21 protein-coding genes are annotated in these 23510 nt (G+C 37.8%); 11 read left to right on the top strand and 10 right to left on the bottom strand.

Annotated features, from left to right (window positions below; genetic code table 11):
- Nucleotides 1-24: 24 nt before the first annotated feature.
- Nucleotides 25-2376: an FdhF/YdeP family oxidoreductase gene (locus KBP50_RS20495; RefSeq protein ID WP_050350840.1), complete on the bottom strand. Its 2352-nt coding sequence runs from the start codon at nt 2374-2376 to the stop codon at nt 25-27.
- Nucleotides 2377-2746: 370 nt separating this feature from the next.
- On the opposite strand from KBP50_RS20495, the gene KBP50_RS20490 reads away from it, so the two are divergent.
- From KBP50_RS20490 to KBP50_RS20460, 7 genes are all read left to right on the top strand, one after another.
- Entirely contained in the window at nt 2747-3391 is a 645-nt protein-coding gene (locus KBP50_RS20490; RefSeq protein WP_050350841.1) for a DUF421 domain-containing protein, read from the top strand.
- A 942-nt stretch (nt 3392-4333) separates the two neighbouring features.
- Nucleotides 4334-6565, top strand: coding sequence for a ribonucleoside-diphosphate reductase subunit alpha (locus KBP50_RS20485; RefSeq protein ID WP_050350842.1), 2232 nt, complete (start codon nt 4334-4336; stop codon nt 6563-6565).
- Entirely contained in the window at nt 6550-7032 is a 483-nt protein-coding gene (locus tag KBP50_RS20480; protein WP_050350843.1) for a flavodoxin, read from the top strand. Before KBP50_RS20485 ends, KBP50_RS20480 begins: the two co-directional genes overlap by 16 nt.
- Entirely contained in the window at nt 6977-8020 is a 1044-nt protein-coding gene (locus tag KBP50_RS20475) for a ribonucleotide-diphosphate reductase subunit beta (RefSeq protein ID WP_050350844.1), read from the top strand. Before KBP50_RS20480 ends, KBP50_RS20475 begins: the two co-directional genes overlap by 56 nt.
- 655 nt (nt 8021-8675) lie before the next feature.
- A complete protein-coding gene (locus KBP50_RS20470; protein ID WP_050350845.1) occupies nt 8676-9221 on the top strand; it encodes an SMI1/KNR4 family protein in 546 nt (181 codons plus the stop codon).
- A 640-nt stretch (nt 9222-9861) separates the two neighbouring features.
- Nucleotides 9862-10914, top strand: a complete 1053-nt coding sequence (locus tag KBP50_RS20465) for a MerR family transcriptional regulator (RefSeq protein WP_050350846.1) — start codon at nt 9862-9864, stop codon at nt 10912-10914.
- Between the two features lie 4 nt (nt 10915-10918).
- The gene (locus KBP50_RS20460; RefSeq protein WP_139325362.1) at nt 10919-11395 is read left to right on the top strand and encodes a GNAT family N-acetyltransferase; all 477 of its coding nucleotides are present in this window, start codon (nt 10919-10921) and stop codon (nt 11393-11395) included.
- A gap of 75 nt (nt 11396-11470) precedes the next feature.
- Here KBP50_RS20460 and KBP50_RS20455 read toward each other — a convergent pair whose 3' ends face one another.
- Together KBP50_RS20455 and KBP50_RS20450 are read right to left on the bottom strand one after the other, a co-directional pair.
- The gene (locus tag KBP50_RS20455) at nt 11471-12391 is read right to left on the bottom strand and encodes an N-acetylmuramoyl-L-alanine amidase family protein (RefSeq protein ID WP_050350848.1); all 921 of its coding nucleotides are present in this window, start codon (nt 12389-12391) and stop codon (nt 11471-11473) included.
- 1070 nt (nt 12392-13461) lie between these two features.
- Nucleotides 13462-14004, bottom strand: a complete 543-nt coding sequence (locus tag KBP50_RS20450; protein WP_050350849.1) for a flavodoxin family protein — start codon at nt 14002-14004, stop codon at nt 13462-13464.
- Nucleotides 14005-14225: 221 nt separating this feature from the next.
- Between KBP50_RS20450 and KBP50_RS20445 the strand changes: the two genes are divergently transcribed.
- Entirely contained in the window at nt 14226-14528 is a 303-nt protein-coding gene (locus KBP50_RS20445; RefSeq protein WP_050350850.1) for a DUF4306 domain-containing protein, read from the top strand.
- A gap of 316 nt (nt 14529-14844) precedes the next feature.
- Here the strand turns inward: KBP50_RS20445 and KBP50_RS20440 are convergent, their stop codons facing one another.
- The 5 genes from KBP50_RS20440 to KBP50_RS20420 form a co-directional block, all read right to left on the bottom strand.
- On the bottom strand, nt 14845-16083 hold the full coding sequence (locus KBP50_RS20440) for an ABC transporter permease (RefSeq protein ID WP_050350851.1): 1239 nt from the start codon (nt 16081-16083) through the stop codon (nt 14845-14847).
- Nucleotides 16076-17008 carry an ABC transporter ATP-binding protein gene (locus KBP50_RS20435; RefSeq protein ID WP_128743317.1) on the bottom strand — a complete coding sequence of 311 codons (933 nt, stop codon included), beginning with the start codon at nt 17006-17008 and terminating at the stop codon, nt 16076-16078. The genes KBP50_RS20440 and KBP50_RS20435 overlap by 8 nt, the downstream gene beginning before the upstream one ends.
- 73 nt (nt 17009-17081) lie before the next feature.
- Nucleotides 17082-17942 carry an ATP-binding cassette domain-containing protein gene (locus KBP50_RS20430; RefSeq protein WP_050350853.1) on the bottom strand — a complete coding sequence of 287 codons (861 nt, stop codon included), beginning with the start codon at nt 17940-17942 and terminating at the stop codon, nt 17082-17084.
- Complete coding sequence (locus tag KBP50_RS20425) at nt 17939-18334, bottom strand: GntR family transcriptional regulator (protein ID WP_050350854.1); 396 nt, start codon at nt 18332-18334, stop codon at nt 17939-17941. Before KBP50_RS20425 ends, KBP50_RS20430 begins: the two co-directional genes overlap by 4 nt.
- A 37-nt stretch (nt 18335-18371) precedes the next feature.
- A complete protein-coding gene (locus KBP50_RS20420; RefSeq protein WP_050350855.1) occupies nt 18372-19088 on the bottom strand; it encodes a hypothetical protein in 717 nt (238 codons plus the stop codon).
- A gap of 389 nt (nt 19089-19477) precedes the next feature.
- Between KBP50_RS20420 and KBP50_RS20415 the strand changes: the two genes are divergently transcribed.
- Together KBP50_RS20415 and KBP50_RS20410 are read left to right on the top strand one after the other, a co-directional pair.
- Nucleotides 19478-19984 (top strand): DoxX family protein, encoded by a 507-nt coding sequence (locus KBP50_RS20415; protein ID WP_050350856.1) that lies wholly within the window; start codon nt 19478-19480, stop codon nt 19982-19984.
- A gap of 221 nt (nt 19985-20205) precedes the next feature.
- Nucleotides 20206-20526, top strand: a complete 321-nt coding sequence (locus KBP50_RS20410) for a nucleoside triphosphate pyrophosphohydrolase (protein WP_050350857.1) — start codon at nt 20206-20208, stop codon at nt 20524-20526.
- Between the two features lie 258 nt (nt 20527-20784).
- Here the strand turns inward: KBP50_RS20410 and KBP50_RS20405 are convergent, their stop codons facing one another.
- Nucleotides 20785-21162: a PH domain-containing protein gene (locus KBP50_RS20405; protein WP_050350858.1), complete on the bottom strand. Its 378-nt coding sequence runs from the start codon at nt 21160-21162 to the stop codon at nt 20785-20787.
- 253 nt (nt 21163-21415) lie between these two features.
- Between KBP50_RS20405 and KBP50_RS20400 the strand changes: the two genes are divergently transcribed.
- Complete coding sequence (locus tag KBP50_RS20400) at nt 21416-22036, top strand: superoxide dismutase family protein (protein WP_050350859.1); 621 nt, start codon at nt 21416-21418, stop codon at nt 22034-22036.
- Between the two features lie 307 nt (nt 22037-22343).
- On the opposite strand, the gene gnd is transcribed toward KBP50_RS20400, so the two are convergent.
- Nucleotides 22344-23243 carry a phosphogluconate dehydrogenase (NAD(+)-dependent, decarboxylating) gene (gene gnd, locus KBP50_RS20395; protein ID WP_050350860.1) on the bottom strand — a complete coding sequence of 300 codons (900 nt, stop codon included), beginning with the start codon at nt 23241-23243 and terminating at the stop codon, nt 22344-22346.
- Nucleotides 23244-23510: the final 267 nt, after the last annotated feature.

Raw genomic sequence — 23510 nt, 5'->3', positions numbered from 1 at the left:
CAACGCTTTTATGTGTGAGCACTCTTAATGACTGTCGATTTCTAATTCTTCCACTCGCTTTTCGGCATATTTAACATCTTTCTGTGCATAATAGGTGACGGCCTTTTCTAATATTACTGCTGTATTATATTCAGGTATGCCTGCGTATTGTTCGTATACGCCTTTGGGGATGAGAACATTTCCTTCTGGCCAATGCACTTCCAGATTTCCGGCTTTGACAGGGGCGAACTTGGCACGTCCTGCATATAACCCGTGCTGGTTATACACGACTACTTGTTCCCCTTCTTGAATATCAAGGGATGCTGCATCTTGTTGATTTACTAAAATATCATCTCTATGCGCATTGTTGAATGGATCTGTTTCACTATAAATCATCGAGTTAAATTGCTTTCCTCTACGTGTCGTGACATAAAAATGCCCTTCCGGCTTCCTTAATTCTGGAATGTCCATGGCAATGAGATTTCCTCTTCCATCTGGCGTTGGACAAATGCCATCCTCACAAAGCCAAGCACCACCCCATTGGAAAAGATCACCTTTTTCATTTAAATGCTGAATACCGTCATAATTAGGGGCAGCTTTCGCGATTTCTTCACGAATAGCGCGCGCATCTGGGAAGTGAATCAGGTCTTTAGCCTCGGGTCTTACTCGTTTTGCTAAATCTATATAAATCTCCCATTCTGAACGGGCTTCTTCAATACGGGGACCCTTAATCTCCGGTGAAAAATAGACCATTCTTTCTGTAGAGGTAGAAGTTCCCCCCCCAGGTTGCTCATACCTCGTCATTGCAGGTAACACAATGACAGCTTCTTTTGCATCGACTAGTGTAGACGTATTAAAAATAATATCTTGATGCACTCGTAGCTCTATATTTTCTAAGCATGATTGGACATAATCAGGATTTGGCATCGTCTCAAGAAAATTCCCTCCAGACATATAGTACAGCCTTAATTTTTTTTCATGGTCTTCGGGTAAGTGAGCATTCTCCAGTGATTCACCAACAATGTCTCCTTGCCAAGTCGGAATATCGAATTTCCAAACTTTCTCTACACGTTCACGGTGTTCGTCATTCATGCTTCCACCTGGCAAAGAAAATGGGTCTGCTCCCATCTCACCAGATCCTTGAACACCGGAGTGTCCACGAATTGGCATTAAGCCGCAATGCTCGCGTCCGATAAATCCCCGCAGTAATGCTAGATTTGCAACCTGTGAAATATTATCTGTACCAAATCGGTGTTGGGTTAGTCCCATCGACCAGACAAAGACAGCTGATTTGGAATTTGCTAGGATAGTAGCTAATTCGATCATCCTTTGTTTGGAGATACCGGAGGATTGCTCTAATTGTTCCCACGTATGGTTTTCTACTTTTGCTTGTAAAGCTTCTAATCCATTAACATGTGCTTGAATAAAGTCGTGGTTTAGAGCTGATCCAGGTTGTTCCTTTTCCATGTCAAACCAATGTTTCATAATACCGTGCATAAAGGCAATATCGCCACCAATATTCACTTGGTAAACATCATCTGCTATTTTGGTACCGAATAAAGCAGACTCTGCAATAGAAGGAATCCAATATTCATCCATCGATGGTTCATGATATGGATTAATTACAATGATTTTCGTACCTTTCTTTTTTGCGGCATACATATATTTTGTAGAAACGGGCTGATTATTAGCTGCGACAGACCCCCAAAACAGCAAAACGTCTGTGCCGATCCAATCTTTATAATTGCAGGTGGAGGCGCCAACACCTACGGAGCGGGTTAACGCTGTCTTGGATGGTGAATGACATATTCTGGATGCATTATCGATATTGTTGGTACCAAGAAAACGGGCTACCTTACCAAGCACGTAATACGTTTCGTTCGTTATACCGCGAGATGTAGAATAAAAGGAAAATTGTTTCTGTTGAAGTGCACGCATTTTGTCGGCAATATAGTTAAGCGCTTGATCCCAGGAAATACGTTGAAATTGACGGTCTCCCGGCTTCCGGATGAGCGGATAAGGAATACGACCGAGCTGGCGTAGTTCCGTGCTGTTCATTTTACGTAACGTTTCTATATCAGCATGCAGAATATCTTGTTTCATTGCTGGCATAGTATTCAAACGAAGAACATTTAAGCGTGTAGTACAAAGGTGTGGTCCGGTTAATGTTTGATCTTTAAGTCCTTGCACCCCAAGGGCACAACCGTCACACACTCCCTGTGTAAGGATCCGTGTAGCGTATGGAAGTCTATCTTTATTGTCCCAAGCGACTTTAACTGTATCGCGAATATGATGTGGTTTTACTTTCCCAAGACCGAATGGAACCTTACTAACCCATAGTGATGGGTTTGGTCGTTTGGATAGCTTGATTGGACCAGTATGTTTCGTTTTCCCCATTACTTCCTCCTCCAATTTATACAGCTCTAATTTACTTGCCTTCATCCTATCATGAAAGCGAATACAATTCAATTTAGGGTTACGCTCTTTATTGCACCGTTTGGAAGCTGGTAATCGTTGCGTATAAAATAAGCCTTTTTCACAATACTAATGTAAGAAATTGGCTGGTGATCGTTTTAAAATGTAAAATGAGTCGTGATCAGTTTGAAGTTGAATGACCCCTGATACCATTCTGCATACGATGACATTTTGGATAGCGAAGTTTTGCGTAACTGTAGTTTAGAAAGCGTTGGGAAACAAAAGGAAAGAAGAAATGTAATACATATGTTTGACGTACTAATTAAACAACCTCTTGAAGGAGGGATATGAAGTGGATTGGTCATGGATTTGGAAGGCTGTTATTATCATCATTGGTCGAACATTTCTACTACGACTTGCTGGCAGAAAATCGATTTCTCAAATAACCTTGGCACAAACTACCATTATGATTGGAATAGGGTCATTGTTAATTCAACCGTTAGCTGGAAAAAATATTTGGATAACACTAGGCGTAGGCACCGTTCTCGTGCTTACCCTTATTTGCATGGAATTAGCACAAATAAAGTCTGATTTTGTAGAGAATATTATAACGGGAAAATCAAAAGTGCTTATACATAATGGAGTGGTGCAAACGGACCAGCTGAAAAAATTACGCTTAACGGTAGATCAGTTGGAAATGAATTTAAGACAGAAGAACGTAACTCGGATAGAGGACGTAGAGTGGGCTACAGCTACATTAGAAGCAAATGGACAAATTGGATATACTTTAAAGCCAGAAGCACAGCCCGCAACGAAAGCGGAAATACAAACATTGTATATAGAAATAAAAAAATTGCGGCACCATTTAGTGCAGCTGGAGCAACATAGAACAGCACAAGGAACTGTGCAAACCCAACTTAACCAAGTGAAATTATTTCAGGAAGTAGATGCCAAACAGCATAACAGTGAAGATGTACCCCCTAAGCAATTGGATTAAAGGAAAAAAGGGGATTGAAAAAGCAGACGAAAGGGAAAGGAATTTATAAGTTTTAGACAAAAAATGGCGTCGTTTGGCTGTGATTTTTTTGCTTCGACAGCAAACCATTTTAAATAAAGTTAAAAAAGTATATAATATAATTTGTGTGTTTTATTACCCATGAAAATGGTCTTTCGTCCCAGTAACCTCAGAGCGGGTGAGCCAAATGCAATTCCAAATACCGAACTTATTCAGAAGCCTTTTGGTTATCCTCCTGTGTCTTACAACCAGAGAAGGGTAAAGGAAACCTACCAATGGAAAATTCACTTTAAGCCTGTTTCGTAGGGGCATCGTGCTAATGTAGGAGCAATCTACTAATTTTCTAGTTATAGGCACATGCAAATAAAAAATTCTCTATTTTTTCTATCCGTTGCTAACATTGTTCGGGCGATGTTTAAAAGGGATTACACGATGTTATATAGGTCTAAAAATAGATTGCAATAATAGAGTTTATATGCTAAGCTTGTAAACACAATATATCGTAATCAGTTCTTTGCAAGCATACTATATATTGTGTTTTTAAGTTAGAAATCAGGTTGTTATTATTAGAAAATTGCGAGTTTTGTATCCGTTAGTTCGAGTTAGGAAACTCAGTTACACCCAAAATGATACAGATATTATTCCTCAAGTTCTCCAGTTGGATGTGCAGTTAGTGAGTATTTGGGATAGGAACTAGAAGGAACATTTCATGATCCAGTTTTAGAATTGTAAATGAAAAGCTTGGCATTATTGCCGAGTTTTCTATTGCCCATTTACTGGATTCTTGAACAGCATCTAATTTGTATAACCGACTAGAAACATGGATGGGTCATTTTTAGTGCACTTTTCGAACAACCTCTTATAGGTTACAAAGCATGTATCATCACCCTTATAGGGTTTAAGTATATAAAGGGAGGATTATGAATGATCATCGACATCGCAACTACAAGAGATAAGCTTGTAGACATTATCGATCGTGCGCAACAGGGGTTAGCTGTTGAAACCGAAGCATATAAGGACAAGGCTTTCAAAACGATTCAGGAGGATACACCGATAGACAAAGCATTGGATATACTTGTGCAAAATGCTTTGGAGAATATGGACGAATCTGCGCCTGATTGGACGTATGTAGCCAGCCGAATTTATTTACAGCAGCTTTACCATCAAGCGCGTCAAAATCGTCAATACAATACGGGTGAATATGGTGATTTTTATCAATTAATTACAATGCTTACAGAAGAGAATATTTATAAAACTACTCTTTTAGAAAAGTATTCGAAAGCTGAAATTGATCACTTTGCCAAACAGATTGACCCAGCGAGAGACTTGTATTTTACCTATTTAGGGTTACATACATTAACAACACGCTATTTGGCAACGGATCATGATAAAAATGTGTTTGAACTACCGCAAGAGCGCTGGATGATTATTGCTATGACGCTTATGCAACATGAAGATAAAGCCAATCGGACAGAGCATGTACTAGAAGCTTACTGGGCATTAAGTAATTTATATATGACAGTAGCGACACCAACATTGGCTAATGCTGGAAAAACACACGGTCAACTTTCTAGCTGTTTTATTGATACTGTCGATGATAGTTTACAGTCTATTTATGATAGCAATACCGATATTGCTAAATTGTCTAAAAATGGTGGCGGTATTGGCGTTTATATGGGGAAAATCCGCAGCCGTGGAAGCTCCATTAAAGGATTTAAAGGAATGTCCAGTGGAGTTGTTCCTTGGATTAAACAGCTGAATAATACGGCAGTAAACGTCGATCAGTTAGGAACAAGAAAAGGTGCTATTGCTGTTTATTTAGATGTTTGGCACCGTGATATTGAGGCATTCCTTGACTTGAAGCTGAATAATGGCGACGAGCGAATGCGCGCGCACGATATTTTTACCGGTGTAACCTTGCCAGATCTATTTATGGAACAAGTGGAAAAACGTGGTGATTGGTATTTATTCGATCCTCATGAAGTGAGACAAGTCATGGGATATTCATTAGAAGACTTCTACGATGAGGCAAAAGGGAATGGAACTTGGCGAGAAAAATATGAGGAATGCGTGAACTCAGAGGAATTATCAAAACGAAAAATACCAGCTATCGATATCATGAAACGAATTATGAAATCACAACTAGAATCAGGAACACCATTTATGTTCTATCGCGATGAAGTGAATCGTCAAAATAGCAACAGCCATAAAGGGATGATCTATTGCTCCAATCTTTGTACAGAAATCACCCAAAACCAATCTCCTTCTGAATTTGTGGAGGAATTTTTGGAAAATGAAAATACGATTGTGAAAAAATATAAATCCGGTGACTATGTCGTCTGTAATTTAAGCTCGATTAATCTTGGAAAAGCTGTTCCAGATGAAGTTCTAGATCGGTTAATAAAAATTCAAGTACGTATGCTGGACAATGTGATTGATATTAACACATTACCGATTATGCAGGCTCAATTAACGAATAAAAAATATCGTGCCATTGGGCTTGGAACATTCGGCTGGCACCATCTTCTTGCTCATAACAATATGAAATGGGAAACGGAAGAAGCGGTCCAATATGCAGATGAATTGTATGAGCGAATTGCGTTTCTTACGATCCAAGCAAGCATGGAGCTAAGCAAAGAAAAAGGAAGTTACCCTGCGTTTTCTGGAAGTAAATGGAGTTCTGGGGAATACTTTGACCAAAAAGGCTATGACAAAACAGAATGGCTCGCATTAAAAGATGATGTAAAACAGCATGGTATCCGCAATGGTTATTTAATGGCTGTTGCACCGAACTCGACGACTGCAATGATTGCCGGCTCTACAGCTAGTATCGATCCAATCTTTAAACCGTTCTACTATGAAGAAAAGAAAGACTTTAAAATTCCAGTAACAGCACCAGACTTAACGCATAAGACATACGATGTATATCGTCGTTCCGCCTATATTGTGGATCAGCGCTGGTCGGTTAAGCAAAATGCTGCTAGACAGCGACATGTTGATCAAAGCCTTTCCTTTAATTTCTATGTACCAAATACAATTCGGGCTTCTATTTTGCTTGATTTGCATTTGCAAGCGTGGAGAGAAGGGTTAAAAACAACGTATTATGTCCGATCTACTTCGAATGAAGTGGAAGAATGTGAATGGTGCCAAAGTTGAGGGTACTGATCGCTTATTTGACGTATAGTGGCAACACCCAAGAAGTAGCGACGATTATTCAGGATGAATTACACGCAAATGAAGTGGAAACGGCGGTTCACCGCATTGGCATTGATCCGCCAGTTGACCCTTCCTCGTATGATATCATCTTCCTTGGCACCTTTACGTGGGATATGGGAAGTACACCTGAAGAAGTGAAGGATTTTATCCTTGAGATTGGGTATAAACCGGAAAATGTCGCTGTATTTGGTACAGGTGATACACAATTTGGCGGCGATGACTTATTTTGTCGCGCTGTAGATAAGTTGGTCAAATTTTATCATAGTCCTTGGTCTGGATTAAAAATTGAACAGTCGCCGAGAGGAAAACAAGAGCAACTTGTAAAAGACTGGGTGGAAGGAGTATTATATCATGGCAAAAGTAATGCTGGAAAAAGCAAAGACACTAGAACCGTTAAATCCAAATAAGTCAACAGGGGTGTTTGGAGGGGAATCCAGTGGTATTTTAAATTGGAATGATATTGCTTATCCACACTGGTATAAAATGTATAAACGGTTAGTGGGTAATTACTGGCAAGCAGATGAAGTGAATATGCAAAGTGATATTAAACAGTTCCCTACACTTACAGAAGAGGAACAGGACGCATATTTAAAAATCATTGGCTTGCTATCCACATTAGACGCACCGCAAACACGAACAGCTTTATTGATTTCTCTGTATGCAACCGACCCATCTGTACAATCCATTATGGCTGTAATCGCACAACAAGAAGCAGTGCATAATGAAAGTTATTCCTACGTATTATCTTCAGTTGTCTCGTTAGATGAACAGAATAAGTCTTTTCAGCTAGGACGTACAGATTCTGTTTTGCTCAAACGAAATGAGAATTTAACGAAGCAATATAACGCCTTTGTAGAAGAGCCTACGATCGAAAATATCTTAAAGACGTTAGTTTACACAGCCTTATTAGAAGGGATGTTCTTCTATTCTGGTTTTGCGTTTTTCTATAACTTGGCGCGTCATAATAAAATGGTTGGTACGTCCACAATGATTAGTTATATTAACCGCGATGAGCTCGAGCATGGTCGTTTTATATCAGAACTATTCCGTGCTACACTCGCAGAAAATCCAGAGTATAATAATGGAACGTTTATCCAATGGGTGTATGACCATTTTAAGCAGTCCGTCGAATTGGAAATCGAATGGTCGAATTATGTTCTTGGCAATGTAGAAGGTATTGACTTGGACGAAATGGCTGGATATATTAAGTATCGCGCAAATAAGATGTTGCGGATGATGGGGCTCCATGATGTGTATCCAGACTATACCGAAAATCCTATGAAGTGGATTCGTGCATATGTCGATAATTTTGATGGCACGAAAACAGATTTCTTTGAACAGAAATCTAGACAATATACGAAAACAAGTGATTTGAACGGCTTTGATGATTTATAAGCAGAAAATGGTCTTTTACAAGTAAATAGTCCAAAAGCTAGCAGGCAGGTTAAGAAATAGATCCATCTCTTAACTGTCTGCTTTTTTGTTGTACAGGGAACAATAAAATGAGGTGCTTGTGGATAACGAAATAACCGAATAGCCACGTCCGGCGCATGAGCCCAGCAACGATGCGACTTTAGAAATGCGCCTTACGATAGGGCTTGTCGTTCGAAATGCAAAATGTCATTCCTGGGTCCTGCTGGTTGAAAACCTTGTTCTCATGCACACGTTGACCTTTGAAACGCTGATCTTGTAGACATTTGCATTCAACCTCTTTATTTTCCGTATTTTGTTAATGCAACTTATACTCTCATTAGTCGGCAAATACTCTAAACGGCAAGCGTTTCTTCTGCGCAACAATGACCGCTGGATGTTAAACCAATTCTAAAAATTGGGTTGTTGCCAATATTTCAGGAATACTCATGTAAGTAACATAAAACAGAGTGAACACATAAAATTAAATTTTAACCAAATTAGACAAATTGCAACAATTTTTTATTCATATGTTAAAATTTTACTTATACTCACCAAATTAATTCAACCGAAACAAGAACTTTCAATATGAAAAAAGGCAATATATTTATGATAGTAACGAAAGGAGTGTGTAAGTGAAGTGGAAGTAGGTCAACTCATCCAAAAAACGTTGGACGGTTTAAAACAAAGATTGAATAGTGATGGAACTATCACGGTGCAGGAAGAAGGCGGGGCTATCTTTGAACTTTCTTGTTCTTTTCAAAATCCAGCTACAAAAGAACAAATTGAAAACTTCCAATTCGAACATAATTGTTGTTTGCCGATAGATTATCAAAACTTTCTTTTAGAGCACAATGGAGCGCGGATTTTTGAGGACTTAGATTTATATAGTTTAGAAGGATTGATTGCTTATAAGGATCCTAGCTTACCTGATGGATGTATTTGTATAGCAAGTTACTTAGATACCCGTATTGTAATAGATACGCGTATTTATAAACAAGGAGACCATGATTATTTATTTTGTTTGGATTCAGTAGATAGCTTTGAAGATGGCATAAACTTGAATGCTAACTTTGAAATTTGGTTAGACCGTTTAATTATCGCACAAGGAGCAAAATATTGGGAATGGCAAGATTCTAACACATTCTATTACCGTTGGAACCATGTCTTAGCCAACAATAACTAGGAAATGATTCCAAACATCGGTTTTTGGTGTTCGGAGTCATCTTTTTGTTGGGGTATTTTTACTGTTTGTTATGTTTTTGTAGATGTACTTCCTTAAGTCTAACGCCATAAATGAAATCCTAATTCCTTTTCTACTTTCTATTTGCCCCTTACGATCAGGCGAAGCAACTTTTCAAGCAATTATTCAAAAAAATATTTGAAACGTCGGGTAAAGCCCAGATAAGCGCATAAAAAACGCGCCCTCATTAGGTGCTTTTCTCTTGAATTGAAGCAATAGCTTTGGGGTTCGTGATAAATTCGCGCTACATGTATTTCAACCATGCGATGAACGCATATACAGAAAGAATCATCCTAGTAATGTTCTCTTTGATTGAATAATTCGAAAACTATATTTATTCTCCCTTTAAAAGTGGAAGGTACCAGAAAAAAGTTAAAAGGGAGATATCGGCGCCTAAGTTCCCGATTCGTTCAATGGTCTTTAAGTCATATCTTTGCGGGACTAAATCAGTGGCGGATGAGAAAACCCTGTTGATGGAAGCTTCACTTTTGTGACCGTTTATTTTAGTATTGCTCTAACACAAATAACCCTTTACATTAACGTAAGGTTAACGTTTATGATAAGGATAAAGGAGGCGTATAGATTGTATATCAAGGAAGTGGCTAGACGTTTGAATACGACAACAAGAACCATCCGTTTTTATGAAGAAAAAGGGTTAATATCACCCACTAAACAAGACAATCAATATCGGACGTTTACAGATGAAGAGATTGTAAGGATCAGTACGATTTTAGCTTTACGTGAATTTGGCTTGGGCATTAGAGACATAAAGCAACTGCTAAATGAACAAGGGCAATACCGAATTCATGATTATTTTAATATTCAGCGGGCAGTACTCTTTGAAAAATGGCTGGAAACGAAAGACATGATTCATACGATTGATCGTTTGTTAGAACAGAACATGGACCAATCGATCTCTAGGGAAGATATATTTACGTTATCCAAGCATTTAAAGCGGTTGAAATCCCTCCGTAAGTCTTGGCATGACAAGTGGGATTTTGATTCACAAGCAGCTGATTATGATCAAAGTCTAAAAATGCATGGATTTCGCTTTAATGTCCACCAAGACTATGAAACAGCTTTGGAGAAAGTAGTTGATACAATGCCATTAGAAGCGGCACAAACATGTTTAGATATTGGTGTTGGCACAGGAAATTTAGGCGCTAAATTTTTAACAAAAGGAATTCATGTCATTGGTGTAGATCAATCGGAAAAAATGTTGCAAGCATGTAAACAGAAATATCCGGAGATGGAAGTACGCAAAGGACACTTTCTAGCGCTACCTATATTAGATCAGCACATGGACGGGATTGTTTCTAGTTATGCGTTGCATCATATCTCAGATGAACAAAAACTGCTTGCATTGGTTGAAATGGATCGAGTACTACGTCCGAAAGGGGCGATCTGCATCGTTGACTTAATGTTTCAGGATGATTCTCAGCGCAAAGAAGTGCTACAACACTTCGAAGAAAGCGGAAATAAAGAAGCTATTTATGCAATAGAGGACGAATTTTATGCAAACCGTTCTTTACTAGTCGATTGGCTGCAGTCGCATAACTATCAGGTCACAACACATACCTTTAATCCAATCTTAAGTATGATTTATGCAACTAAAAATGGACAGGAAATGGACTAAAGTGATGATAAATTTAAAATTTTTGCAAGCAAAGCATATAAAAGCTTTCGCATCGTATCATTTAACAGCTGACCAATTAGCCTTTACTGCCCATCCTTTAGAAAAATTACTGCAAGCCATCCAATCTAGTTACTGTAAGCCTGTTGGGATATGTTATGGCAAAGATATGGTCGGTTTCTTTATATTGCAGTGGGGGGATATTCAGCCTTACAGTTGTGACGAAGATGCGTTGCTGTTACGTGCGTACTCCATTCAACAGCAATATCAAGGGCAAGGCTTTGCTAAACAATCGATGCATGAATTACCTGTTTTTGTGAATGGTTACTTTCCAGATGTAAGAAAGGTTGTTTTGGGGGTGAATCGCAAAAATAAACTTGCACAAAAAGTATATCTAGCCGGTGGGTTTGAGGATACAGGAAGAAGAGTTCAAGGTCAAGTTGGTGAACAATATATTTTTCAGAAAAATATAAAGTTGGAATAAAGTGCGTTACTTTAAACGCTACACAAAAGCTGCCTCTTTTACATGAAAGGCAGCTTATTGTGGCATAACGTTTGTTTAATTTGCAAAATAGGCTTTTAAACCATTGGTAATTCCACTCGCTACTTGATGTTGAAATGGATTGGATCGAATATTCACGAAATCGGAATAATTGGTAATGAATCCTAGCTCTAATAATATCGAAGGTGCATCGTTATTTCTTAGAACATAATAGTTATTTGGCGCAGTACCACGATCACGTATCGAAATGGAAGAGGTAAGGCCTCGATGAACGCTCTCTGCTAACTTCTGGTCTGTTGCAGAATAGTAGAATGTGTTTATGCCGTGTGCAGCAGAATTTGGATGCGCATTATAATGTACGCTGATAAATGCGTGAGTAGCATATGCCCGACTAATTTCCACTCGATCATGTAATGAAACGTACTCATCGCTTGATCTTGTTAATAATACATTAGCACCGGCCGCCCGTAATTTCTTAGCGATCTGTTTCGAAGTTTCGAGCGTTAAGAACTTTTCTTGAACGCCGCTAATTCCAATCGAACCGGGATCGTAACCACCGTGCCCAGGGTCTAACATAATATTGTACCCATAAAGTGAAGTGCCAGCGTTATTTGCTTGCACATTCGGCTGTGGTTGTGCCGGAGCGGTTTTGGTTTCCTCATAGGAGGGTGTCTGTACCTGTACTTGTACAGGTTTATTTTGTGTTGTAGGAACTAAGTGATGCTTAGCAACCCATGCTTCTTTACCTTCAAAATAGGTTTGAACCCAACCATATTGCTCATTGAATTCAATCAATTGATCTCCCGCCTGTAATTGTCCTACAATTTCGGAGTCTAATGACGGTCCGCTTCGCACATTTAATACGGCTTGTCCTACGTCATATACGTCTCCATTAGCTGCATGACTACTATGAGGCAGCAAGAACAGAGTAGTTAGCATAATGGCTAAAGATGTTAATACAAGATATACGTTTTTCAAAATGAGCATGGCCTCCTTAAAAAAGAAATTTTTTGCTTTATCCCGTATAATAAGTTGCTGTAAGACGCCCAATTCAGGAGTTGGATAATCTGTACTGCAGCAAGTCTACGTGGGAGATAACAGCATTTAAATACCAGATCCGTTCATCTGACAGTCAGTGGGGATGAATAAAACCCTACTGGTTGAAGATTCACTTTATATTGAATTCGTTCCATTCTCCCCACTTTTGGGGGCGATTGATAGAATACGAGATTAAAGCTATCTTTAGTGTAATGCTATCTTAATAGATGCATCGTTAGGCTAGGCTAAATAGCAATTGCAGTCCTACTCTTGTTAAGAGAATCATAGATTAAGGCTATAATGGTTTTATCTTTCAACCATTAATTATCTTTTTTCCTTTAAATGCACTATATGTACTAGAAAAGAATGAGTGAAAATACCTATCTATATTATCATAAAAGAATAGAAATGCTAGTTTATGATTTACATTGATGTTGATGTAGAACCATAATGGTTTACTTCTTTATCGGTGTAGTTTTTACTTATGTCAAGTTTCTCCTCAAGAAAACTTATTAAAAAGCATTAACCATTAGAGAAATTTTTAAACTAGTTAAAGAAAAAATCGTTCATTCGTACTAGAGAAAAGTAAATCTAACAGACTAGAAGAGCTATGAATAAGTTTTACTTTTACATGAGTTCCTTTTTAGTACAAAAGAAAACAACTGCATAAATTGCAGTTGTTAACGAACGCTTAAGTAGTTATCTATAAAAGGTCGAGACGCTAGAATTGAGGAAATATCACTTTTATCCCGTATATAAGGTGCTGTAAGACTTCTATTTCAGGAGTTTGATAATCTGCATTGCAACAAGTCTAAGAAGGAGGTAACAGCACGTAAATACTCAATCCGTCCAAGATGCCTTTAGGTCATACTTTTGTGTTACTTACAATCAGTAGGGATGAGTGAAAACCCCCACTGATTAAAGATTCACTTTATAAGCAGGCTATATATTCATTTTCTATTTTAGTTTTGCTATATCCTTTACATAGAAGTACGGTTGTCTAGAAACTTTCAAATCAATGATTCGTTGAATAAACGAGAGGCTGCGTCCAAAACTTGTTTATTGTTTACAATCTCTCCTGGCTTACGTGACTGTCCGATAATATAGTTTTCTAAAGACATGCCAAAAAACTGACATATATACTGGAACTGTTGGACGAGAGGTAGCCCTTTTACATGTGGGTGATCCCCGCCAACAAGAATAAGATACACTTTCTTTTCTTTTAATGCTTGTCGAAAGTGAGGATAGTTAGGGTCTCGTAAAATTTGCGACCAACGATCAATAAACGTCTTCATTGGTCCAGACATGCCATACCAATAAATGGGGGTTGCAAAAACAACAATTTCATGCTTTAATAATTGGTCAATTAAAAATGTGTGGTCATCCTGTATTTCTGGGAAACCTTCATCCGCATGGCGTTTATCAACTATAGGTTGGATGTTATAATCACGTAAATAAATATGTGTTGCAACTTCTTTTGGGATGGCGTGATGTGCCAAATACTCTGTATTACCATTTGTTCTCGTCGAACCATGAAATACGACTATACTCATGTTGTAATTCCTCCTCTGTTTAGGTTTATGGCATAGCTTACAGAATCATTTTGAATTTCTTCCTTGTAAGAGTGTATTCTATATGTAGAAGTTTAGAAGTAATGGAAATGGAAATCGGAAAAATGACTGCATTTATTTTGGACTTGAACCAAAAAAGGAGAAACTTTTTTGAAGTGTGTTTCGTATTTCTAAATAGATAAGTAAGGCATAGGTGGAATGTCATGAAAAAAATCGTAACGATATTTATTATATTGCTCATTATTTCTATATATACCTTTTTTCTAAGCTATTGGGCAGGTTCTTATCTCATGTTGGAGCCTGATTGGCAGGAAAGAATAGTCCTGACGCCAGATTCGGTGAAAGACCCAAGAGATATTTACTTTTTTGATAAATGGGTATTTGCTTTTCAAACCTATCCAGTACGTACCATTACATTTTTACTATCAGCTTCTGCTGTTGTTGGTTTTTGCATCTTTTTTGTTCGCAAGTTTATTCGTAAGCGTAAAAGCAACCAAGAGATATAATAAAACCAATTGGGAGAGTGTGAGTATGAAACATAAAAAGAGTTCGAAAAATAAAGCTAACCACGAAAAGTTTTCTCTTTTAGATATACTATTTGATTTCTTAGGGGAGCTAGTTTTTTTAGTATTTAAGTGGATAGGCAGGATGATTGCTGGATTATTTAAGTCGTGGTTTTAAAACTTATGATGCCTATAGCTACAAGCACCTACTTCTATACAGAGGCAGGTGCTTGCGTTGTGTTTTAGATAGGTTACTTTTTGCTTCTCCAAGCGTTCATAAGAAAATTTCGATGCTTGTGGAATGAACAGCATTTAGGGTTTACATTCTAATCCATTTCCAAATTTCCGCCGGGGTAGCATTTTTACCATACATCAATATTCCTACTTTGAAAATCTTTCCGGCAAGTTTAACAAAAATCCAAATACTGATTACTAAAATAACAAGTGAGATGATGATTTCAATCCACGGCCATTCCTCTAAGTTACTAAGTCTAAGTAAGAGAACTCCTGGAGATGTAAACGGAATGTACGTTCCTAGTTGTGCCATGAAGCCATTCGGATCACTAAGAACAGGCGCAATAAAAATGAATGGTAGAAATGGGAGCATCATAACCATACCTTGAAAGTTCCCAGCTGAACTCACATCCGTCATGGTTGCTCCAACGCCAACAAAAATAGAAGCAAACATAAGATAGCCTAAAATAGCAATTATGATATATAGTGCTAATTCTGGGACAAATAAATATTCTAAAAATGCAATTTCTAACCTCCATGATAGGACGGGAAGTACAATAGCTAAAGAAACGAATGATTGTAGAATTCCCAATACAAAATAGCCAATAATTTTTCCTTGCATAAGATCATTTGGTGTTAGAGAAGATAAAATTATTTCGGCAATTTTATCTTTTTTCTCTTGGGATGCACTTTGAAATATCGCCATACCGGTAAATACGATGGATAGCATAATAAAACCGGCAAACGCCCCAGGCACGATCCGTTCTAATGGTGCATCGGTAGATTCCTCAGCAGCTTCATCGGTTTTCTCGGCAGTTGCTGGACTGTCAGCAGCTTCTTCCACTTGGATACCGCGAGACACAATAGCCAATTGCTCATCAGACAAGCCAAGTTCTTTCATTTGCCATGCTTGAATCGGCGCTGTTAATATTTGTGCTTGATTGATAAAGGAAGAATCCATCTCTTCAGATGTATAGGCAGGAATGATACCTTCATTTAAGCTTTCTTCGTCAATAAATAGATACGCTGTATGTTCGGTATCTTTGATCTCTTTTTTTACTTCTTCTTTCGTTAAATCTGTCTGCAGCACTTGCCATGGTAGATTATTGGATTCAGCAGTCGCTACAATTTCAGAAAATAAGTTCAGCTCGTCATGGATAAATACCTTGGTTGTTTCTGCTTCTTCCTCGTCTCCACCGAATAATTCACCTAAAAACATAAAACCGATAATAAATAATGGGGTTAAAAACATCCCGATGATAAATGTCTTATTTTTTAGGTTTCGCTTTATTTCCCACTTAGCCACTTTCATAGAATTACGCATACGCTTCACCTGCTTCCTGCATTAGATTCTTATCCGTTGCGATGTCAATAAAGATTTCATGTAAGGAAATACGATCTAAGCGCAGTTCTCGAACATCAAGCTGATCAGGGAGTTGCTTGAGCCACCACACTGGCTGAATCTCTTTATGTAAGTAGATAATATGATGCCCATTTTCTTGTTCTACACGCTGTACATTTGGCAGTTGCTCCAGCGCTTCTTTTTGATTATCTCCATGAATGGTGCATTTAAAGTTAGCAAATTTTGTTTTTACTGCATCCATATCACCATAAATTACTTTCTTGCCACGGTGAATCATAAACAGACGGTCAGCCATTTCTTCGACAAGATTCATTTGGTGAGAGGAGAGGAGAATAGCTGTGCCGTTATCAGCAAGCTGGCGAATTTCCTGTTTAAATAACTCCTGACTCACTGGATCCAAGCCAGAAAACGGTTCGTCAAGGATTAATAACTCAGGCTCATGGATAATGGAAGCAATGAATTGGACTTTTTGCCCCATCCCTTTGGAAAGCTCATCAATACTTACCTTTTCTTTACCTTCCAAATCAAATTTTTTTAAATAATGTAATGCGCGTTGCTTAGCACGGTCCAGTGGATAGTCTTTTAACTCTGCTAAATACAGCAAAATATCCATAACCTTGACATTTTTATATAATCCGCGCTCTTCCGGTAAATAGCCTATTTTATGACGCGGTATGGTATTATCCGTATAATTCGAAAAGGTAATTTTCCCTTCGTCGGGATATAAAATGCCCATAATATTGCGGATTGTAGTCGATTTCCCTGCTCCATTTGGTCCAAGTATGGCCATAATTTCACCTTGATTTACTTCAAAGGAAATATTAGAAATCACTTGCTTATCCTTAAATATCTTGCCAAGATTTTCTACCGTTAATATCGTACTCAAAAGTATCAAGCTCCTATTCATTTTATAATTAGTTAACCATTTACTATTATTCTATGTGCCTAGCTAAAAAGTTTTACCTCCCTTCTATAAGTAAAGTAAGGATCTCTTCCAGGTCAAGAGATTCTTGTTGTGTCCAATTTATTTGCTCTTGTTGTAAAAAAGCTTCCGTTTGTTCAGGCGCATTTGAGATAAGATAACGCTTTGTACGAAATATTTCCCCCGGAATAGTCCATGCTGGAAGGTGGTTGCTATTGCTTATCCAATACCGCCGGTGGCTATGAATGAGGGTCTCTTTTTCAAAGGTTCCGATCAGCTTCCCTTTCTTTAATACGGCTATATAGTCAGAAAGTTTCATGATATCTGCGGATTGGTGACTAGTCATTATAATGGCCCGATCGTCTTGCTCCATCCATTTTACAAGTAGATTCATCAGCTTTTGCTTTGTTGGAATGTCTAAAAAAGAAGTTGGTTCATCGAGCAGTAACAAGGACGTATTTCTCGGTAAAGTAAGTGCGAGATGAAGTTTTTGCTGGACCCCTTGCGACAATTTTCCAAAACGCTGATCTAACGGAATTTGAAATAAATCTACCATCTGCTTAAAGAGCAGTTCATCCCAATTTGGATAGAGAGATGAAATAAACGCTTTTAACTTGTTTCCAGTGAAAGGATCCCAACCAATGATCGTTTGTGCTTGGTACGTGATATGTTGTTTCCAGCTTTCATCTGAACCATTTGTTTCTATATCCAATAGTTGAATACTTCCTTTGTCTCGTTTAGCTAAATTCATCATTAGCTTAAGAATGGTGCTTTTACCAGCTCCATTTGCACCTGCAAGTGTTGTAATGGTGCCAGACTCTATAGTTAATTGGAGCGGGCCTATATGTAAGTGGTCGAGCTGTTTTTCCAAATCTGTTATCGTTAGCAAAGGTCTCATTTACTTTTTCCTCCCTTTTCATTAATTACTTCAAAAAAGATTTCCTTCAATTGTTCTACCGTATAATCATAGCTAAGTGCGATTTTGATCGCCGTTTCGATTGCTTGGTAAACTTCAGATATTTTCATCTGCTGCTTCATCCCATCGTCCACTGGAGCAACATATGTCCCTTTTCCTTGGGTCGTTTGAATGAAGCCTTGATATTCCAAATTTTGATACGCACGACGGATGGTAATTACACTCGTTTCCAGGTCTTTTGCAAGTGCGCGTATAGACGGGAGCATATCGCCTTCAGCAAGTTGCCCACTAGCAATAAGTGTTTTTATTTGGTTTTCAATTTGGTGATAAATCGGCTCTCGTGATGTTTTGGAAAGGTGGATAGGTAATTCCACATGATCCGCTCCTTTCTACTGGCATTTGGATTGCAAATTATAAGTAATCCAACTTATTCAAAAACTTTTTCATATATACTTGATGTGCTTTTACAGCTGCTAAGCCAATGATTAGTGAAATGGCGGATGCTATCAGCGGCCATTTCTTCGCAACGATAATAGATAATTCCACTACACCGTGGTCAGTGATGAGATGAGAACCAGATAATATAAACAGGAAGATGAAGAATATAATAACAGCAATGATTACCGTGCCGATTCTAGTTGCGAATCCTGTTTCAATAGCTTCACTCATTGGAAGAAGCGTTCCCATATAAAGGTTGACGGATAACCAAATAATTGCAAACGCAATGTAAGCTGGTATCGATAATAAGCCAGAAATAGGCGATGTAAGATAAAAGACAACAAGAAATAGTATTTGTACAGGCAAGGTGAAACAAAAATGAATGACGAAGCGGCTTTTAATTAAGATATTCTGCTCAATAGGCAACTGTAATTGCGTTATTAATAAGGGATGAGCAAAATTGAAGTGTTGCTTTGATCGGAAATGATCTGGTCCCATGTTGGCTCCTATAATAAAGAAGAGAATAAAAAACATATCATAAAATATAAAGCCATTACTAAGGTAACCTTGCAAATTAAATACGAAGAACCCTGAAAAAATAATCACTATCAAGTAACCAAGAAAAAACTTCCCAATAGAATGACTTAACTCAAGCTGAGCAATACGCCATGCTTGCTTCCATTGCTGCATATATACAACCTCCTATAACTGTTATGCTGTGTATATCTATATAAACAGTATAACAAATGAGGGTAATAGTCAAGCGCTTATAGATAATCTATGAATAATAGGAATGATAATTTATTCAACAAGTAACTGGAGTAGATTTTCTTTGCAAAAATTCGAGGTGAACTCTAGGATAAGAAGCAGATGAACCAACCGTAAGAGGAGAAAAGGGATTTAGCTTCATGTGACAATATCAAGACAGATAATAATACATCATATGAACTAAAATATGACCATATTGTGAAATGTCGAACAATAATGACATAAACTGAAAAATCTATGATATACTTTACATGTAGTAAAGAGATACTACAAAATAATGTGAAATATTGAACAAAAGGGAGATGGTACAAATGATTATGAATTTTATCCGTAACAGCAGTATAGCCGCAGGTGTTTTGGCACTTATTCGTATTTATATCGGCTACGAATGGCTCGTTGCCGGTTATGGTAAAATTACCGGAGGGCAATTTGACGCTTCGGGATACTTACAAGGGGCAATCGCAAGTGCAGGAGGAGAACATCCGGCAGTTCAAGGCTGGTGGGCAGTATTCTTGGAAAAAGTAGCCTTGCCAAATGCTGATATTTTTACTTTCCTCGTCATGTGGGGCGAATTGTTAGTTGGTATCGCACTTATCCTAGGGATATTCACAAATTTTTCAGCGTTGATGGGAATTACGATGAATTTTGCTTTCTTGTTTAGTGGAACAGTTAGTACGAATGCGCAAATGGTATTGCTTACTGTATTCTTGTTAGTGGCCGGTTACAATGCGGGAAAATTTGGTTTAGATAGATGGGTCATTCCATATTTGAAAGGTGTTTTTATAAAAAAAGAGAGTGAAAATTTAAAAATTGCTTAATAGCAGATGAATAAAAATAAAATTACCATCTTCTTAAGACTGCAAAAGTTTTAAGAAGGTTTTTTTATTGCCAAAAATTTAGCCATCTTGTTCATAAAATGTGTTTTTAAATCTTAATACGACCTTATTTCAGGGTAATAAATAGGTTATTTGCATTTGTTTGCGATAACTAGATGAATAACATATGATAGCAATAACGAAATTGTAGAAACGGGGAAAAAGTGTCCAATTATCATAAGCTTGTTCGGGATCAAATACCAGAAATAATTACTAATAATGGACAGCAAGCGATAACGAAAAATCTTACTCCAAAGGAATATCATATGGAGTTAAAGAAAAAGGCAGAAGAGGAGTTACGCGAATATTTCCAAGCTGAAGGTAGTGAACCGGCACTGGAAGAATTAGCGGATCTTTTGGAAGTGATTCAAGCATTGGCAAAAACACATGGTGGTTCTTTTCAAACAATTGAAGCCTTACGTAAAAAGAAGCGAGAAGAGAGAGGGGGATTTGATAAAGGTGTGTTTTTAATTTTTGTTCAATAATCAATGTAAATATAAAAGCTCCCTTTTTTGGTGTTGTCGTTATAAAAGTAAGATTATCCCCCTGACGATAAAGGGGCAATACCTGTCGTATAGTAAGGGAGTTTTTATATTTTCTAAGTATATATATTTTGTCTATCGGAGCGGATATTCAATTAACCCTCAGTATTGTTGTTTCTCCAAGTCAATTTATCTCCTTTTTAACACGATACTACTAGCTTGCACGTCGAAATTGCAGTTGAATTAGGCGCTTAGATTTTATTACTTGCAGACGTAGTTGGCTAGGACAGATTGTACTTTGTAAATATTTAATTGCTTATTAAATGTCTTTTGAATTGGTTCTGAGCTTCCGGATACCCATAGTTTTAACTCTGCATCTAGATCAAAAGTTCCAGCAGTTTCGATCGAAAAGTGTGTGATGTTTTTGTATGGAATAGAATGGTATTCCATTTTCTTTCCAGTTACCCCTTGCTTGTCGAGAAGAATCAATCGCTTATTGGTGAATATCATCATGTCTCGGATTAGCTTATACGCATGTTCCACATTCTCTGCTGTAGCTAACAGCTCAGTTACTTCTTGCTCTGCTTTTTTGGCATCCATTTCAGATGCGTTACCCATCATTCCATCAAATAATCCCATTTAGTAATTCCTCCTGTTTAAATTTTGTTCAAAAATTCAGACCGAAAAGGGTGATTTATATCTTATAGATGATTTGGTTGTATACGTATCAGTTTACAATACGTTTCTCTCTGTGTGTTTTACCTTCCTTTTTGAACACGTAGTTATATATTTATTGTACACGAGTGAAAGTAATCTGGAAAGGTAAAATATGTTTAAACATACTGGGAATAGAGCAAGCTGGTAACAAACAATTTGAAAGGAGCAAGGTGAGATGCATAAACAAACCATTAATATCATAATTGCCACGATGTGCTTGTTCGTTTTATCAGCCTGTAATACAACCGATGATGAACGAACGCAAGGAAGTGAAGAACTAGAAAAGCTACAGTCAAATGAGGCAGAACAAAAAACTACGAACGTAGAAAGGGATTCTTCGAAAAAGGTTATGGTTTCATTAAAGGATCGCAAGCAGCAAGAAGTAGCTACCGCAATAGTAACTGAAGAAGAGCAGGGCGTTCGTATTAAACTGGCTGGGGAAAATTTTACACCTGGGAAGCATGGTTTCCATATTCATGAAACAGGATCTTGTGAAGAACCTGATTTTAGTTCTGCAGGAGAGCATTTCAATCCAACAAACAGAAGCCATGGAAAGAAAGCGCCAGGTGGTCCGCACGCAGGCGATTTGCCCAATATAGAAGCAGCTGATGATGGAACTGTAACAGCTGACTTTTTAAACGAAATGGTCACACTCAAACCAGGGGAAGACCATTCATTAGTAAAGGAGGGTGGAACAGCTCTAGTCATTCATTCTGACAAAGACGATTACAAGACCCAACCTGCAGGGAATGCAGGGGAACGCATTGCCTGTGGCGTTATTAAGGAAGCAAAATAAAAGTATAAGACAAGACTCGGACATAACTAAAACAGCTGATTAAAAAACGAACAATAAGGAAGTGAATCTTGAATCAGTGGGGGTTTTCATTCATCCCCTACTGATGGAAGATTCGCTTTATTGGCAGTTTCAGATAATAAGAGAATTGAAAAGGGAAATTTTCGCCGCTTAAAGAAAAAGCTCTCCCATGTGGTGAAATGGAATAAAATACGTGCTCATTACGATGAGATAAATAAAGAGGCTAGGGCCATCTCAAAGTAAAAAGCTGACGCTAGCCAATATAAAGAAAAGCGAAGTAATCTTTGAATCAGTTATTCTTTACAACATCATGTCCACCAAACTCATTTCTGAGTGCTGCTACAACTTTACCCGTAAACGTATCATCTTCTAAAGAACGATAACGCATCATTAACGATAGAGCAATCACGGGGGCTGCGACTTCATAATCGAGTGCAGTTTCTACCGTCCATTTTCCTTCCCCAGAAGAATGCATAATCCCACGAATCTGTTCCAATTGCGCATCTTTTGCAAATGCCTGCTCCGCTAATTCCATTAACCAGGAACGAATAACTGATCCATGGTTAAATACTTTGGCAACTTTTTCATAATCATAATTAAAATCACTTTTGTGAAGAATGTCAAAGCCTTCTGCGATTGCTTGCATCATACCATATTCCATCCCATTGTGAACCATTTTTAGGAAATGTCCGCTGCCGGTTTCCCCAGTATATAAGTATCCATTATCCGTGGAGATATCTTGAAATAGAGGTTCAATCTGTTTAAATGTTTCTTTATCTCCGCCAATCATCGTACAAGCACCATTTCTAGCACCATCTGTTCCTCCGCTAGTACCACAATCAAAGAAGGCGATGTCTTGAGCATCTAAAAAATGTTTCCGTTTCATCGTATCTTTATAATGGGAGTTTCCACCATCAATTAAGATATCCCCTTTTTCTAACAACGGGACCAACTCTTGGATGACTTTTTCCGTAACTTCCCCTGCAGGAACCATTAACCATACAATCCGTGGAACCGGTAAATGTTGAACTAGATCTGCCACGGAGGACTGTGGTTGATAATTTTGATGTGCAATAGATGCAGCCTGTTCTTCGTTTTTGTCAAAACCTACTACATTATGTTGATGATCAAGCAAATTTAGTGCCAGATTGTAACCCATTTTTCCTAAACCAATAATACCAATATTCATGTTGCTCACCTCTAGTTTGAATAGTATGAAGCTGTTTAAAAGTAAAAGGATGGAAGCTCCATTTTTCATATTCTTTTCTTCTTCCGCTTTTTGAACGCGTATTTCATTAGTTCGATTCCATTATATCAAATTTTTTTCCTTAATCAATTAATATCGTGGAATTTTTTTTCGTGTATAATATGATTTACAGAAAGCCGATGTAAATTGAATTGTTTTGGTCCATTTGTATTACTGCCAAAACAGCTGTATAAACAGGTTGATGTAAAA

The organism is Virgibacillus pantothenticus, from assembly GCF_018075365.1.
GTDB classification, from domain to species: domain Bacteria; phylum Bacillota; class Bacilli; order Bacillales; family Amphibacillaceae; genus Virgibacillus; species Virgibacillus pantothenticus.
The sequence above is the reverse complement of the archived record's forward strand: the minus strand, read 5'-3'. Positions and strand labels throughout refer to the sequence as shown.

Coding starts and splice junctions, on each gene's coding strand:
- KBP50_RS20495 (WP_050350840.1), bottom strand. CDS start 2,376: ATGGGGAAAACGAAACATACTGGTCCAATCAAGCTATCCAAACGACCA.
- KBP50_RS20485 (WP_050350842.1), top strand. CDS start 4,334: ATGATCATCGACATCGCAACTACAAGAGATAAGCTTGTAGACATTATC.
- KBP50_RS20480 (WP_050350843.1), top strand. CDS start 6,550: ATGGTGCCAAAGTTGAGGGTACTGATCGCTTATTTGACGTATAGTGGC.
- KBP50_RS20475 (WP_050350844.1), top strand. CDS start 6,977: ATGGCAAAAGTAATGCTGGAAAAAGCAAAGACACTAGAACCGTTAAAT.
- KBP50_RS20460 (WP_139325362.1), top strand. CDS start 10,919: ATGATAAATTTAAAATTTTTGCAAGCAAAGCATATAAAAGCTTTCGCA.
- KBP50_RS20450 (WP_050350849.1), bottom strand. CDS start 14,004: ATGAGTATAGTCGTATTTCATGGTTCGACGAGAACAAATGGTAATACA.
- KBP50_RS20445 (WP_050350850.1), top strand. CDS start 14,226: ATGAAAAAAATCGTAACGATATTTATTATATTGCTCATTATTTCTATA.
- KBP50_RS20440 (WP_050350851.1), bottom strand. CDS start 16,083: ATGCGTAATTCTATGAAAGTGGCTAAGTGGGAAATAAAGCGAAACCTA.
- KBP50_RS20430 (WP_050350853.1), bottom strand. CDS start 17,942: ATGAGACCTTTGCTAACGATAACAGATTTGGAAAAACAGCTCGACCAC.
- KBP50_RS20420 (WP_050350855.1), bottom strand. CDS start 19,088: ATGCAGCAATGGAAGCAAGCATGGCGTATTGCTCAGCTTGAGTTAAGT.
- KBP50_RS20415 (WP_050350856.1), top strand. CDS start 19,478: ATGATTATGAATTTTATCCGTAACAGCAGTATAGCCGCAGGTGTTTTG.
- KBP50_RS20405 (WP_050350858.1), bottom strand. CDS start 21,162: ATGGGATTATTTGATGGAATGATGGGTAACGCATCTGAAATGGATGCC.
- KBP50_RS20400 (WP_050350859.1), top strand. CDS start 21,416: ATGCATAAACAAACCATTAATATCATAATTGCCACGATGTGCTTGTTC.
- gnd (WP_050350860.1), bottom strand. CDS start 23,243: ATGAATATTGGTATTATTGGTTTAGGAAAAATGGGTTACAATCTGGCA.